Source organism: Streptomyces sp. NPDC107454 (assembly GCF_055582885.1).
This window is the reverse complement of sequence record NZ_JBVJPA010000020.1, coordinates 162,373-177,006: the sequence shown is the minus strand read 5'-3', so window position 1 is coordinate 177,006 and position 14,634 is coordinate 162,373. Positions and strand designations below refer to the sequence as shown.

Below are 14,634 nucleotides of genomic sequence, written 5' to 3'. Positions count from 1 at the left end.
TGCGACCTTAACCGGCGGACGCCCCCGCCGTCATGCCCCGACCGGCCCGTGGAACACCGCGCGCTCCTGCCCGGAATTGGGTAAACCGGAGCTATGACCCCTGCGATGACTCCTGTGGGCACCGAACTCGCGGACCGCGTTCTCGGGGGCTGGCTCGGCCGGATCGCGGGCAACATGCTCGGCAAGCCGGTCGAGCAGGGCGACCACTGGACGCGGGACCGTATCGACCGCTATCTGCGACAGGCCGCCGCCCTGCCGCTCACCGACTACCTTCCCGAGCCCGCCGCCCACGGTGACACCGGCGAGTTCGAGCTGCGGCCCGAGTGGCGGCAGTGCGTGCGCGGCCGCATCCACGGCAGCTGCCGTGACGACGACGTCGACTACGCGATCCTGGGCCTGCACCTGCTGGAGACGCACGGTTTCGGTTTCAGCACCGAGCAGGTCGGCGACCTGTGGCTGCTGCGGCTGCCGTATCTGCAGACGTTCACGGCGGAGCGGGCCGCTTACCGCAACCTCGCCCATGGCATCAAACCGCCGCTGACGGCGACGTACGACAACCCCTACCAGGAGTGGATCGGCGCCCTGATCCGCGCCGATGTCTACGGCTGGACCAGCCCGGGTGCGCCGCGCCGGGCGGCCTCCCTCGCCCGTCGGGACGCAGTGCTGTCCCACACCGGCAACGGCGTGTACGGGGCGATGTGGGCGGCGGCGCTCGTCTCGGCCGCGTTCACCGCGCCCACGGTCCGCCACGCACTGGACACGGCGCTGACCGTCATTCCCGCGAGCAGCCGCCTCGCCCGCACCGTGCGCCGGGTGCTCACGCTGCACGAGACCCGGATGACCTGGGAGGACACGCTCACCACGGTGTCCGAGGAGACCGCGGGGCTCGGCTGGATCCACACGATCCCGAACGCCGCCGTCCTCACGGCCGGGCTGCTCTACGGCGACGGCGACTTCACCCGGACCATCACGCTGACCGTCCGCGGCGGTCTGGACACCGATTCGAACGGCGCGACGGCGGGCTCGGTGGCCGGGGTCCTGTGCGGGGCCGGGGCCATTCCCGCGCAGTGGAAGGACCCGCTGGAGGACACCGTACGCAGCGCGGTGTTCGGCTTCGACGGCGTACGGATCAGTGAGCTCGCCGCGCGGACGCTCGCCCTGACGGGGACGGAGGCGGAGACTGGAGCGGAGACGGGGGGCGAAGCCGAGGCCGAGGGGCGTTCCGGTGCCGGTTCCGACGTCCAGGGCCTCGCCTAGCCGACGGGTGCCGGGGCCGTTTCGAACACGTCCGCCGTGATTCCCGTCGCCGGCAGCACGTCCGGGGAGGGGCCGCGCAGGCTCGTTACGCTTCGGGGATGACCACTCCAGACTTCGCCACGTACATCGCGGGCCTCCCCCGTGTCCTCGCCGGTGCCGCCGCACTCTTCCGCGACGGTGACGGCCGGGTGCTGCTCGTCGAGCCGAACTACCGTGAGGGCTGGGCCCTTCCGGGTGGCACGGTCGAGTCGGACGACGGGGAGACCCCGCGCCAGGGCGCGCGCCGCGAGACCGCCGAGGAGATCGGGCTCGACATCGCACTCGGTGCGCTGCTCGCGGTCGACTGGGTGCACGGGACGGCGCGCCCCCCGCTGGTCGCCTACCTGTACGACGGCGGAGTCCTCGGCGAGCGGGAACTCAAGGCGATCCGGTTGCAGGAGGAGGAACTGCTGTCGTGGCGGCTGGTGCCGCGGGAGGAACTGGCCGAGTATCTGCCGGGCGCACTGGGCCGCCGGGTCCTCGCCGCGCTGGACGTCCTGACGGAGGGCGGCGGAACCGCGGAGCTGGAGAACGGCCACCGGGTGGGCTAGTTCGCCCATCGGCTTCGGCGGATTCGTCAACTTCGCTACCTTCACGGGGCATTGATCGGCACAATGCCCATGTGCCGCACTACGACTACATGGAGTTCGCCCTCGACGACGGGGCCCACGTCCGGCTCGAGCTCGCGGCCGCGGGGGAGGCGTCGGCGGCCCCGGCCGTCGACGCCGATCTGCCCAGCGGCATTTCCGGGGTGGTCCCGGTCGGGCGTGGCGCGCGGGTCGCGTCGCTGGCGACGGACGGTCTGCGCAGTGTGCTGAGCCCGCTGGGGCCCGTACTGCAGCAGGTGCACGACGCGATCCGCGGTATACCCGACCCGCCGCACGAGATCTCCGTCGACTTCGGCATCCAGATCGGGCAGGACCTGAAGATCGGCATCGTCGGGGCCAACGGCCAGGCCAGCATGACCATTTCGGCGACCTGGCAGCTGCCCCGCCGGACGGAGCCGTGACCTGGTTCGGATCGCCGGACGACCCGTCGTCCGGCGACGCCCGCGGCGCGCTGGTGCGCGTCCTGTCCAGCGATCGCGGCCGGACCGCGGGGGCGGGTGTCTACCTCTCCGGCCGCAGGCTGCTGACCTGCGCGCATGTCATCAACCTGGCGCTCGGGCTGCGGGGCCTCAGCCCGCACAACCCGGGGGAGGTCACCCTCGACGTGTCCTTCCCCGTGCTGTCCGCCGCGGATCTGCACCAGGCCCGGCTGGTCGCCTGGATACCGCCGCGGTCCCCGCAGTACGGCCCGGTCGCCGACGGCTCCCTGGAGTGGGACGGCGATCTGGCCGTCCTCGAACTCGACGAGGCGCCTCCCCCGCCCGTGAGCCCGCTGCGCTGGCTGGAGATGGAGCGCGGCCAGCAGGTGCGGGCCTGGTACGGCGGCGGGCAGCCGTTCTCGTACGCCGACGCGCGGGTGGGGGCGTACGACGGCCGGATCTGTTATCTCGACGGACAGTTGTCCGGCGCGGCGGTCGACGAGGGCTACAGCGGCGGGCCCCTCTGGTCGGTGACCGACCGGGCGGCCGTCGGCCTGGTCGTGGGGCGGATCACCGCGCCCGACGGGGTGTTCTCGGCCCAGCACACGCTGCGGCGCAGCTGGGGGCTCGGCTGGCAGTCGGTCCTGCGGGAGCTGGCCCGGGTCGGGGCGGCACCCGAGCAGGTGAACGGCAGCAGGGAGCGGTCGGCCGCGACCCTCGCCGAGGCCGAGTCGGTGCGCGACATGATGGTCGGCCCGCTGCACAGCCTGCTGGGCGACCCTCGGGCGCGCGCCGACCACGCCACCGTGCTCGCCGCCCAGCTCGCGCTGCGGGCCCCGGGCGACGGGAGCGCGCCGACCGTGGAGGAGCTCGCCCATCTGCTCAGCGGCACGGAGCGGGCGCTGCCCACGCTCGCCGAGTCGCTCGCGCCCAAGGTGGCGGACGATCCGCGCGGCCGGGCCGAGCTGGACCGGCTGCTCGCCCTGGGCCGGCTGACGGAGGCCGCGCGGCTGCTGTCGGTGGCCGAACACCGGGCGCTGGTGGTCAAGTTGGAGCATCTCACCGAGCACGATCCGGGCCTGCTGCCGCGGGCCGCGACCGCCGCGCTGCCCTACGTGGACCTGCCGCGGTCGCTGCAGGCGGCCCGCCTAGCACCGTCGGCCGTGCCCGCGGTCGTCCACGAACTGGAGGGCTGGTACGGGGACGGGTCGCCCGTGCCCGACGAGTCGCCCCGGCTGCCCGCGCTGCTGCGGGTCGTCGAGTACGTGGCGGCGGAGACGTCCGGCGATCTGGCCCGGCAGGCGCTGCGGGAGTGGAGCTCCCGGGTCGCCGCCCGCCTGGGCATTCACTCCTCGGCGCTGCAGGAGCGGCGCGGGGATGCGGACCGCTGGTCCCGGCGGTCCGCGCCGGCCGGTGTACGGGTCCTGGTGGAGCTGGACCGGTACGCCAAGGACCCGGCCGACCACTACCGCTGCTCGGTGTGGCGGCTGCGCCCCGACGGCACCCCGGCGCGCGCCGCCTCGGAGTCCGGCCGGCCGCGCACCGGACGGGAGATCGCCCGGCTGATCCGGGAGGTGGCCGGGGGCGCGGAGGGCGCCGGGGACGGGGTCGTGCTGGTCGCCGTGTCGGTGCCGCCGGACGCGCTGGAGCTCGCGCTCGACGAGTGGGACGGGGCGGGCGCCGAGGAGTACATCTCCGCGCGGCTCGGCGAGGACTTCCATCTCGTGCTGCGCTGCCCGAAGATCCGGCGGCGCTCGCGCACCGGACCCGCCGATCTCAAGCGGCGCTGGAACGCCCGTCACCAGAGCGACACCCTCCTCGCGGACCACAGGATCGGCGGCCGGGCGGGACTCATCGGGCTGCTGAAGACAACCCATCGGGACACCGCGCGCGTCCTTGTGCACGGAAGCACCGAGCACCGCGGCGAGTTGCTGCCCGTGTGCCTGGTGATGGGGGTGCCGGTCGTGCTCTGGGACCGGGCCGCCCCCGGTCCGGACGACTGCGCCCCGCTCGACGCCCTGGCACCGCACGGTCCCGTGGACGGACTCCCGGAGCGCGTACGGCACTTCAGAGTCCGCGCCTACGCGGACCGGGCGGTGCCCGCGCGTCCCGCGCTGGTGTGGGAGGACATCGAGCTGCCGCTGCCCGACGAACTCCAGCTCGCCGATCCCTCGGAAGGAACGGAGCGGACAGGATGAACCAGCAGACGCAGGACGGGTGGCGGCTGTTCCGCGGTGACCGCGTGGCCCGTGAGGTGGAGTTCCCCGAGGCGCCGCCCTGGCGGCAGTTCGTCGACGGACCGGGCGGCCGCCCGCGGCACCGTCCCTATCTGATCGGGCGCACGGAGGCGGACGTGGTCAGCGCCGCCCTCCATCTGCGCCGCCCGCTGCTCGTCACCGGGCACCCCGGCACCGGCAAGTCCTCGCTGGCGCACGCCGTCGCGCACGAGCTGTCCCTCGGACCGGTGCTCCAATGGCCCGTCAACAGCCGCTCCGTCCTCAAGGACGCCCTGTACGGCTACGACGCGATCGGCAGGCTGCGTGAGACGCATCTGCGCCAGGAGCGCGGGGACCCCGAGCCCGACATCGGCACCTATGTGCGGCTCGGGCCGCTCGGCACCGCCCTGGTGCCGCGCGACCGGCCGCGGCTGCTGCTCGTGGACGAGCTCGACAAGGGTGACGTCGACCTCCCGAACGATCTGCTGACCGTGTTCGAGGAGGGCGAGTTCGAGATACCCGAACTGTCCCGGCTGCCGGAGACCCAGTCCGAGGTGCCGGTGCTGACCCATGGCTCGGGCGGCGAGCGGGTCACCGTGACGCGCGGGGTGGTGCGCTGCCGGGAGTTCCCCGTCGTGGTGATCACCAGCAACGGCGAACGGGACTTCCCGCCGGCCTTCATGCGCCGCTGTGTACGGCTCGATCTGCCGGACCCGGACGAGGCCCGGCTGCGGGACATCGTCGCCGCGCATCTCGGTGAGGACGCGCTGTCCGACGTGGACGACCTGCTGCACGCCTTCCTCAACCGCCGGGCGCCGGGCGAACTCGCCACCGACCAGCTGCTCAACGCCGTGTTCCTGCGCAAGGGCGGGGTCGATCTGGACGCCGAAGGGCTGCTGGACGCCGTACTCCACCGCCTGGGTGGGATGGTCTAGCGTGCGCGGGGGCGACGGGGGCGACGGGGGGAACCCGCGTGACACCGGCGGCGGTCCGGGCGGCCCTGACGTTCCGGGTGCCCCGCCGATCCTGCCCCCGTTGAGCAAACTCGGACGACTGGCCGGTCATGAGCTGTCGATCCATGAACTGCTCGACACCCTGTGGCTGGCGACGCGGCTTCCGCCGGGAGCCGCGGCGCCCCTCGCGAGCGCGCTCGCCGCGGACGCCGTACCGCCGCCGGGCGGCGCGGGAGACACCGAGCGCTCCACGGCCGGCCCCGCCCCGGCCGAGCTCGACTCCCCCGCGCCCGCCGCACCGGCCCAACCACCGCCTCCCGCACAACTGTTGGGCGCCCTGCACGCGGCGGCAGCAGCGCGCAGCGCACCCGAGTTCGCGGACCTCGCCGCGCCGGGGCTGCGTGGCGCGCCCGGCGAGGGCGCGCTGCCCGTGCGGGTCCCCGAGGAGAAGGCGCTCGGGTCGGACGAGCTGCGCCTCAGCCGCGCGCTCCGGCTGCTGAAACAGCCTCAGCCCGGGCCCTTGAAACGGGAGTTCGACGAGGAGGCCACGGCGTCGGCCATGGCCGAGACGGGGCTGCCCGATGTGGTGACCCGCCCCGCCCGGCAGCGCTGGCTCGACCTCACCCTCCTCATCGACGACGGCATCTCGATGCTGCTGTGGCGGCGGCTGGCGATGGAACTGCGCGCCTTGCTGGAACGTCTCGGAGCCTTCCGCGACATCCGTGTACACGGCCTGGACACCCGGTCGGCGGAGGCGCCGCTGCTGCGCTCCCGCCCCTTCGACCCGCACGCCCCGCTGCTCTCCCCCGCGTCGGTCGCCGACCCCTCGGGCGGCACGCTGGTGCTGGTGATCAGCGACGGCGTCGGCGCCTGCTGGCGGGACGGGCGGCTGCACGCGGCGCTGGAACGCTGGGCGCACCAGGGGCCGACGGCGATCATGCACGCGCTGCCCTCCCACATGTGGGACGGGTCGGGCATCCGCTCGGAACCGTGGCTGGTGACGACCCGGCGGCGCGGCGCGGCGAACGACACCTGGGAGGTCGCCGACCCGCTGCTGCCGCCGGGGCTCGGTGACGAGTTCCCCGGGGTCCCCGTCCCCGTACTGGAGCCGTATCCCCCGGCGGTCGCCGCGTGGGCGCGGCTGGTGGCCTCGCCGGGCGGCAGCGCGGAGCTGCCCCTGCTGGCGCCGCTACAGGCGAAGGCGCCACGGGCCGGGGCCGACACCCGGGGCGGTGGCGCGGCGGACGCCGTGCTCAGGTTCCGGGACGCCGCGTCCCCGGGGGCCTACCGGCTGGCCGCTCATCTCGCGGCGGTGTCCCCGCTCACGGTGCCCGTGATGCGGCTGGTGCAGGCGGCCGTGCCGTGGCGGGCCGACACCGCGCATCTGGCCGAGGTGTTCCTGGGCGGTCTGATGCGCCAGGTGGAGCCGGTCGACGAGCGGCTGCCGGCCCAGCACCGCCGGTTCGGATTCGCCGGCGAGGCCCAGGAGATCCTGCTCGACACCGCGTCCCCGATCGATCTGCTGCGCACCACCCGGGCGGTCACCGCGCGGCTGCGCACCCTGGTGGGCCGCTCCCCCGACTTCCCCGCCTGGCTCGCCCACCCCTCGGGAACGGGTGAACTCCTGCCCGGGACACGGCCGTTCGCCTGGCTGGAGGACCGTCTCCTCACCCACCTGGGTGCCAAACCGATGGCGCCGACGCCGCCGCGCACCACCGAGTACGAGGAGGTGCGGCTGCCGTCGGGCCTGGAGGCGGCCCCGTCGTGGCTGCCGCTGCGGCTGCAGGACCTGCACACCCTGGGCCCGTACTCGCTGCTGCAACGCGACGGCACGGGCGGCAAGCCCACCGCGTACATCGGGGAGGACGAGGACGGGCAGCGGGTGCTGCTGCGGGTGTCGCACTCCTTCGACTCGCCCGTGGCACGGGAGTTGCTCGACGTGGAACGACGGGCGCTGCGCCGTATGGACGGGATGTACGCGCCCGCCGTGCTGCGCAGTGACCTGGAGGGCCCCACGCCGTGGCTGGCGCTGCGTCTGGACACGCTGAGCGGTGGTCCGCCCGCGCCCACGCTGCGTGCCGTGCTCGACGCGGCCGGGGCGCTGCCCGGGACCCCGCTGTTCACCTGGCTGGGCTGGAACCTGGCGCGGGCGCTGACCCGCTGCCATCACAAGGGCATCGTGCACGGCGCGCTCACCCCGGGCACCGTGCTGGTCACCGAGTCGACGCTGCATCTCATCGGCTGGACGTCGGCGCGCATCGACGGCGCGTGGAGCGCGTCGACACCGTCCACGCCGGCCAACTCCCCCTACCGGGCGCCCGAGGTGACGTACTGGGGCGAGTCCCGGATCACGGCGGGCGACGTGTACGCCCTCGGCTCCATCCTGTTGCAGGCCGCGACCGGCCGGCCGTGGCGCTGGTACGAGAACGACGCGCTGCGCAGGAGTCCCCAGCTCGCGCAACTCGACGAGAACATCGCGGAGTTGCTGCTGCGCTGTGTCGAGCCCGAACCCGCGGGGCGGCCGACCGCCCGCGAGGTGGCGGACGCCTTCGGTGCGCTGCTGCCGGGCGGGGTGGAGTGGGAGGACGTGGAGGGCGGCACGGGCGGGGACGACGAGGGCCCCGCCGTCGAGCCGGAGACGGCGAGCGACGGGGAGGACGACCACGAGCAGTGGATGCGCACCATCCGCACCCCCTTGCCCGAGCCCCTGCGGATCGCGCTCGTGGGCGTCAAGGACGGGGTCGGCTGCACCACGACCACGATGGTGCTGGGTGCCGTACTGGCCGACCAGCGGCAGGAGCGGGTGCTCGCCATCGACGCCGACCGGCACACGGGCAGCCAGGTCCGGATCGGCGGGCGGGTCTTCCGCAACACCCTGGCCAGCCTGTCGGACCTGGCCGAGTCACTGCACGAGGTGCGGCACTTCGAGGATCTCCAGCTGTTCCTGTCGCCGCACCGCTCGGGGCTCCAGGTTCTCGCCAACGACTCCGTCTCGCGCATCGCGTCGGTCGGCCAGTTCACGGACTACGACTTCCACCGGGTGGCCCGGACCACCCGGGACTACTTCGACCTCACCCTGGTCGACTCGGACAAGTTCATGCCCACGGTGCTCAGGGCGGCCGACCGCGTGGTCATCGTCTCGCGGGCCGACCCCGCCGGTCTGACCCAGGCGCAGCAGGCCATGGACCGTCTTGTCACCCTCGACCTGCCGGACCTGGTCCGCGAGGCCGTGGTCGTCCTCAACCACAGCCGCCCCGCGGCCGGCTGGACGCTCGACGCCGCCAGTATCCGCGGCCTGAGCTCCCGCTGCCGCGGCGTCGTCATGGTCCCCCGCGACGGCCACCTCACCATGGGCAGCACGGTCGAACTCTCCTGGCTGACGCCTGAGGCCTACAAGGCATACCTGCGCCTCGCCGCCCTCCTGTTGGGCCCCCGCCCGATCTTCCCCTGACCCGACCGCCCCCCACCCGCACTCACACGAATTCCGTTCGCCGTCGCACCCCGCGCGATCTACCCTCGGCACCATGACCAAGCCCCTTGTTGCCCTGCTCAGTGGTGCCGGTATCTCCACGGATTCCGGGATCCCCGACTACCGGGGTCCGAACGGGCTGTGGCGGCGGGATCCGGAGGCCGAGAAGCTCGTGACGTACGACTTCTACATGGCTGATCCGGAGATCCGGCGGCGGTCGTGGCAGATGCGGCGCAAGAACCGGACGCTGAAGGCGGAGCCGAACGCGGCGCACCGGGCGGTGGCCGAGCTGGAGCGGTCGGGGGTGCCGGTGCGGGTGATCACGCAGAACGTGGACGGGCTGCACCAGCTCGCCGGGATGCCGGCCCGCAAGGTGATCGAGCTGCACGGCACCGCGCGTACCGTCGTGTGCACCACGTGTCATGCCAAGGGGCCGATGGAGGACGCGCTCGCGCGGGTCGAGGCGGGCGAGGAGGACCCGCCGTGCCTGGAGTGCGGCGGGATCCTGAAGTCGGCGACGGTGATGTTCGGGCAGCGGCTGGACCCGGTGGTGCTCGGTGAGGCGATGGCGATCACCAAGGCGTGCCAGGTGTTCATCGCGGTCGGCAGCAGCCTTCAGGTGCAGCCCGCCGCCGGGCTCGCGGGCCTCGCCGCCGACCACGGGGCGCGGCTGATCATCGTCAACGCCGAACCGACGCCGTACGACGACCGGGCCGACGAGGTCGTACGGGAGCCGATCGGCACCGCCCTGCCGAAGCTGCTGCGCACCCTGGGCGAAGAGAGCTGGAGGCACAGCGAGCCGACGGCGCCGAGAGCCGGGGAAGTGGGCTAGAAGAGTGCCGTGCCGCTCTCGAAGTCCAGCAGGCGCTGCTTGCGGTCCAGGCCGCCGCCGTATCCGGTGAGGCTTCCGTTCGCGCCGACCACGCGGTGGCAGGGCACGATGATGCCGATGGGGTTCTTGCCGTTGGCGAGGCCGACCGCGCGGGAGGCGCCCGTGTTGCCCAGGGCTTCGGCCAGTTCGCCGTACGAGCGGGTCTCGCCGTAGGGGATCCGGCACAGCTGCTCCCAGACGCTGCGCTGGAAGAGGGTGCCGGACATGCGCAGTTCGAGGGTGAACTCCTTCAACTCCCCCTCGAAATAGGCCTTCAGCTGGTCGGCGACCTCGCCGAAGGGCGTGTCGTCGCGTTCGCCGAAGGTCTCCTCCGGCGGGCGATGGCGTTGGCCGACCATGTAGAGGCCGCACAGGACGCCGTCGTCGGCGACGAGGGTGAGGGGGCCGTACGGGCTGTCGATGACCGTGTGCTGTTTCACAGTTCGTACCTTCGAGTCGTTTGAAGCCATCTTCATGTGCCTGAAGTCGCTCATACCGGGAGGAAGTTGATCGGGTGACTGTCCGTCGCCCACAGGTACTGGACCGCGTACGCCCGCCACGGGCGCCACGCCGCCGCGCGCGCCGTCAGGGCGGCGGGGGTCGACGGCAGGCCCAGCTCCTGGGCCGCGCGCCGGATCCCGAGGTCGGTGGGGAGGAACGCGTCGGGGTCGCCGAGGGCGCGCATGCCGATGACGTCGACCGTCCAGGGGCCGAAGCCGGGGAGGGCGAGAAGGCGGGCGCGGGCCTCGGCCCAGTCGCTCTCCACTCCCAAGTGGAGGGAACCGTCGGCGAGTTGGCGGACGAGCGTGGTGAAGGTGGTGCGGCGGGTGCTCGGCAGCGCGAGTGACGACGGGTCCAGGGCCGCGAGCGCCTGCGGGGAGGGGAAGAGGTGGGTGAGGCCGCCCTCGGGGTCCTCGACGGCTTCGCCGTGCGCGGTGACCAGGCGGGCCGCGTGGGTTCGGGCGGCGGCGGTGGAGACCTGCTGGCCCAGGACGGCCCGCACGGCGAACTCGGCCTCGTCGACCGTGCGCGGCACCCGGCGGCCGGGAGCCTTCGCCACCAGGGGCGCCAGTACCGGATCCGTCCGCAGCTGGTCGTCGACGGCGACCGGGTCGGCGTCGAGGTCGAGCATGCGGCGGCAGCGGCTGATCGCGACGGGCAGGTCGCGCAGGTCGCTGAGGGTGAGGCGGCAGGCGATGTGGTCGACGTGCGGGGTGAGCCCGACGATCCCGTGGCCGTAGGGCAGGCGCAGGGTGCGCCGGTAGGCGCCGTCGCGCCACTCCTCGACACCGGGTACGGCGGTCGCCGCGAGGTGGCCGAAGAGGTTGTCGGGGTTGAGCGGGGCGCGGAAGGGGAGCCGCAGGCTCAGGACGCCCGGTGTGGCCGGGGCGCGTTTCTTGGGCACCCGGTCGCGCAGCTCGCTCGGGGCGAGGGCGAAGACCTCGCGCACGGTGTCGTTGAAGGTGCGGATGGAGGAGAACCCGGCCGCGAAGGCGATCTCCGCCATCGGGAGCGTGGTGGTCTCGATGAGCAGCCGGGCGGTCTGGGCGCGCTGGGCCCGGGCGAGCGCGAGCGGTCCCGCGCCCAGCTCGGCGAGCAGCTGCCGCTCGACCTGGCGGATGCTGTAGCCGAGCCGGCCGGCCAGACCCGGAACGCCCTCACGGTCCACGACGCCGTCGCCGATCAGGCGCATCGCGCGGGCGACGAGGTCGGCTCGCTGGTTCCACTCGGGCGAGCCGGGGCTGGTGTCCGGACGGCAGCGCTTGCAGGCCCGGAACCCGGCCTGCTGGCAGGCCGCCGCGCTCGGGTAGAACGTCATGTTCTCCGGTTTCGGCGGCACCACCGGGCAGCTCGGCCGACAGTAGATTCGCGTGGTCAGGACCGCTGTGAAGAACCATCCGTCGAAGCGCGCGTCCTTCGACTGGACAGCGCGCACGCAGCGCTCCATGTCAGTGTGCATCCCGTTCCGCATGCCTCAAGCATCGGGCACCCGCGAGGCCGGGGCTGGCGAGAATCCGACATCAACCTCACACCGCCCGAGGTCGGCCTCCGTCCGGCCGCCGCCATGCGGACTCCCGCAGCAGCCGAAGCCCGTTCAGCCCGACCAGCACGGTGGAGCCCTCGTGGCCCGCGACGCCGAGCGGCAGCGGGAGGTGTCCGAGCAGGTCCCACACGACGAGGACCGTGATGAACATACCCGCGACAAGGAGATTCTGGACCACCAGGCGGCGGGCCGCGCGGGACAGCCGTACGACCGCGGGGATCGCCGCCAGCTCGTCGCGTACGACTACGGCGTCCGCCGTCTCCAGCGCGAGGTCGGAACCCGCCCGGCCCATGGCGACCCCCGCATGGGCGGCGGCCAGGGCGGGCGCGTCGTTGACGCCGTCGCCGACGAACAGGACCTTGCGGCCGGCGCGTTGGAGCTCCCGTACGGCCCTGACCTTGTCCTCGGGCAGCAGACAGGCGCGTACGTCCGTGATGCCGGTGGCGGCGGCCACCTGGGCGGCGGCGCGCGGGTTGTCGCCGGTGAGGAGCACGGGTGAGGTGCCCGTCAGGGCGGTGAGCCCCGCGGCCGTCTCGGCGGCGTCGGCGCGCGGGCGGTCGGCCAGGACGAGCGAGCCGACGGGGGCGCCGTCGCGTTCCACACGGACGACCGTGCCGCCTTCGACGTCAGTGTCCGTATCTGCGTCCGTGTCCAGGCCCGAGTCGGGGCGGCCGACCGTGACGACCATGCCGTCGACCGTGGCGGTGACGCCGTGTCCCGGCTTCGCCGCGAAGTCGCGGGCGGAGGCGAGGCGCAGGTCCCGGGCGCGGGCGGCGGCGACGATCGCACGGGCGAGCGGGTGTTCGCTGGGGTGCTCGGCGGCGGCCGCCAGCGCCAGCAGGGCGTCCTCGTCCAGCCCCGATCCGGCCGCCGGGCGTACGGCAGTCACCTCGGGCGCGCCCTCCGTCAGCGTCCCGGTCTTGTCGAGGGCGGCCGTGTCGATCTCGCCGAGGCGTTCCATGGCGAGCGCGGACTTGACCAGGACGCCGTGCCGGCCGGCGGTGGCGATGGCGGAGAGCAGCGGGGGCATGGTCGCGAGGACGACCGCGCACGGCGAGGCGACGATCATGAACGTCATCGCCCGCAGCAGCGCGCCGGTGAGGTCCGCGCCGAAGGCGAGCGGCACGGCGAAGACGGTGAGCGTGGCGGCCACCACGCCCACCGCGTAGCGCTGTTCGATCTTCTCGATGAACAGCTGCGTCGGCGCCTTGGTGCGCGAGGCCTCCTCCACGAGGGTGACGATCCGGGCGATCACGGCGTCGGCGGGGTCGCGCTCGACACGGACGCGCAGGGCTCCGGTGCCGTTGAGGGTGCCCGTGAAGACCTCGTCGCCCGGATTCTTCAGGACCGGCAGCGGCTCGCCGGTGATGGTCGCCTGGTCGGCCTCGCTCGTACCGTCGAGGACCCGTCCGTCGGCTCCGATCCGCTCCCCCGGCCGGATCAACAGCTCGTCACCGACGGAGAGTCGGCTCACCGGGACGGACTCCTCACCGTCGGCGGTCACCCGGGTCGCCGTCGCGGGCGCGAGGTCGAGCAGCCCGCGTACGGAGTCGGCGGTGCGGGCGGTGGCCAGGGCCTCCAGGGCGCCGGAGGTGGCGAAGATGACGATCAGCAGGGCGCCGTCCAGGACCTGTCCGATCGCAGCCGCGCCGAGGGCCGCGACGATCATCAGCAGATCGACGTCGAGGGTCTTGCCGCGCAGCGCCCGCAGCCCCTCCAGCGCCGGTTCCCAGCCACCGGCGAGGTAGGCGATCGCGTAGAGCGGCCCGTACGTCCAGCCGGGCGCGTCGGCGAAGTGCAACGGGAGCGCCAGGAGGAAAGCGGCGGTCGCGAGGAGCGCCCAGCGGGCCTCCGGCAGCGCGAGGAGTCGGGTGCGGCGGCGCGGGGCCGTGCGGGCGGATGCGTCGAGGGTGGGGACGGGCGGCGAGTCAAGAGTGGAGGACACCCCGGCACCATACAGGAACGCATGAAGACTCATTCATGCCTTCATGTGTGATGGGTAAGATACGCCCATGGGTCATGGAGCCGTCACCACCGCGCAGGACGCCGCCGCTCAGCACGTCACCTCGCGCGTGCGTCTGGACGCTGCCAATGTCGCGAAGGTGGCCACGACGCTCCAGGCCCTGTCCACCCCCTCACGGCTGCTGATCCTCGCGCGGCTGCGCGAAGGGCCGCTTCCGGCGACGGAGCTGGCCACCGAGGTGGGTATGGAACAGTCCGCCTGCTCGCACCAGCTGCGGCTGCTGCGCAACCTGGGCCTGGTCGTCGGCGAGCGCCGCGGCCGGTCGGTGGTCTACGCGCTGCACGACCACCATGTCGCCGAACTCCTCGACCAGGCGGTCTACCACGTGGAGCATCTGCGGCTCGGTCTCAGCGACGCGTCCGAGTAGCGCAAACGCCCCTGCCGACGGCCACACGGCAGATCCGGCCGCTGTACGCCGGGGGCTGAGGGCGCCGCCCCGGGCCCAGACGCCCCACGCGGTCGCCGTGACGTGGTCCTGGAACTCCCGGCCGGCCCGGTCGGGGTCGGCGGTGGCGCCGTCGACGTAGGCGTCGCCGAGCACGGCCCGCCGCACGGCGCGGGCGGCCCGCAACGCGTCGGTCTCTTCCATGAGCTCTCCCCTGCCGCCGATCCGGTGGGCGTGACGCGTGGGCACGACAGACTCTCCCTGAGGGAGAACATGCCTCTCGCTGAGCGCAAATGAAGATTCCACGGAGAGGCAGAGGGGCGTCGGGGAACCAGCTGGGCACACGGCCC

At 73.5% G+C, this 14,634-nt stretch carries 12 protein-coding genes; 9 read left to right on the top strand and 3 right to left on the bottom strand.

The window, feature by feature from the left end:
• Positions 1–105: 105 nt before the first annotated feature.
• The 7 genes from ACZ69M_RS41155 to ACZ69M_RS41125 all read left to right on the top strand — a co-directional run bounded on the left by ACZ69M_RS41155 (position 106) and on the right by ACZ69M_RS41125 (position 9,793).
• Entirely contained in the window at positions 106–1,257 is a 1,152-nt protein-coding gene (locus tag ACZ69M_RS41155) for an ADP-ribosylglycohydrolase family protein (RefSeq protein WP_470058192.1), read from the top strand.
• Between the two features lie 98 nt (positions 1,258–1,355).
• Positions 1,356–1,847, top strand: coding sequence for an NUDIX domain-containing protein (locus ACZ69M_RS41150; RefSeq protein ID WP_470058190.1), 492 nt, complete (start codon positions 1,356–1,358; stop codon positions 1,845–1,847).
• A gap of 71 nt (positions 1,848–1,918) precedes the next feature.
• Positions 1,919–2,305, top strand: coding sequence for a CU044_2847 family protein (locus tag ACZ69M_RS41145; RefSeq protein ID WP_470058188.1), 387 nt, complete (start codon positions 1,919–1,921; stop codon positions 2,303–2,305).
• The gene (locus ACZ69M_RS41140) at positions 2,302–4,521 is read left to right on the top strand and encodes a VMAP-C domain-containing protein (RefSeq protein WP_470058187.1); all 2,220 of its coding nucleotides are present in this window, start codon (positions 2,302–2,304) and stop codon (positions 4,519–4,521) included. Before ACZ69M_RS41145 ends, ACZ69M_RS41140 begins: the two co-directional genes overlap by 4 nt.
• Positions 4,518–5,474, top strand: coding sequence for an AAA family ATPase (locus ACZ69M_RS41135; RefSeq protein WP_470058185.1), 957 nt, complete (start codon positions 4,518–4,520; stop codon positions 5,472–5,474). Before ACZ69M_RS41140 ends, ACZ69M_RS41135 begins: the two co-directional genes overlap by 4 nt.
• A gap of 100 nt (positions 5,475–5,574) precedes the next feature.
• Positions 5,575–8,943, top strand: a complete 3,369-nt coding sequence (locus ACZ69M_RS41130) for an SAV_2336 N-terminal domain-related protein (protein WP_470058183.1) — start codon at positions 5,575–5,577, stop codon at positions 8,941–8,943.
• A gap of 73 nt (positions 8,944–9,016) precedes the next feature.
• The gene (locus ACZ69M_RS41125) at positions 9,017–9,793 is read left to right on the top strand and encodes an SIR2 family NAD-dependent protein deacylase (RefSeq protein ID WP_470058181.1); all 777 of its coding nucleotides are present in this window, start codon (positions 9,017–9,019) and stop codon (positions 9,791–9,793) included.
• On the opposite strand, the gene ACZ69M_RS41120 is transcribed toward ACZ69M_RS41125, so the two are convergent.
• The 3 genes from ACZ69M_RS41120 to ACZ69M_RS41110 are packed head-to-tail and all read right to left on the bottom strand — an operon-like array spanning position 9,790 to position 13,854.
• Positions 9,790–10,272, bottom strand: a complete 483-nt coding sequence (locus ACZ69M_RS41120) for a methylated-DNA--[protein]-cysteine S-methyltransferase (RefSeq protein WP_470058179.1) — start codon at positions 10,270–10,272, stop codon at positions 9,790–9,792. The genes ACZ69M_RS41125 and ACZ69M_RS41120 overlap by 4 nt on opposite strands.
• Positions 10,273–10,322: 50 nt before the next feature.
• On the bottom strand, positions 10,323–11,804 hold the full coding sequence (locus ACZ69M_RS41115; RefSeq protein WP_470058177.1) for an AlkA N-terminal domain-containing protein: 1,482 nt from the start codon (positions 11,802–11,804) through the stop codon (positions 10,323–10,325).
• A 55-nt stretch (positions 11,805–11,859) separates the two neighbouring features.
• Complete coding sequence (locus ACZ69M_RS41110; protein ID WP_470058175.1) at positions 11,860–13,854, bottom strand: heavy metal translocating P-type ATPase; 1,995 nt, start codon at positions 13,852–13,854, stop codon at positions 11,860–11,862.
• A 34-nt stretch (positions 13,855–13,888) separates the two neighbouring features.
• Between ACZ69M_RS41110 and ACZ69M_RS41105 the strand changes: the two genes are divergently transcribed.
• Complete coding sequence (locus tag ACZ69M_RS41105) at positions 13,889–14,266, top strand: ArsR/SmtB family transcription factor (RefSeq protein ID WP_470058173.1); 378 nt, start codon at positions 13,889–13,891, stop codon at positions 14,264–14,266.
• A gap of 102 nt (positions 14,267–14,368) precedes the next feature.
• A complete protein-coding gene (locus ACZ69M_RS41100; protein WP_470058171.1) occupies positions 14,369–14,581 on the top strand; it encodes a hypothetical protein in 213 nt (70 codons plus the stop codon).
• The last annotated feature ends 53 nt before the right edge of the window (positions 14,582–14,634 follow it).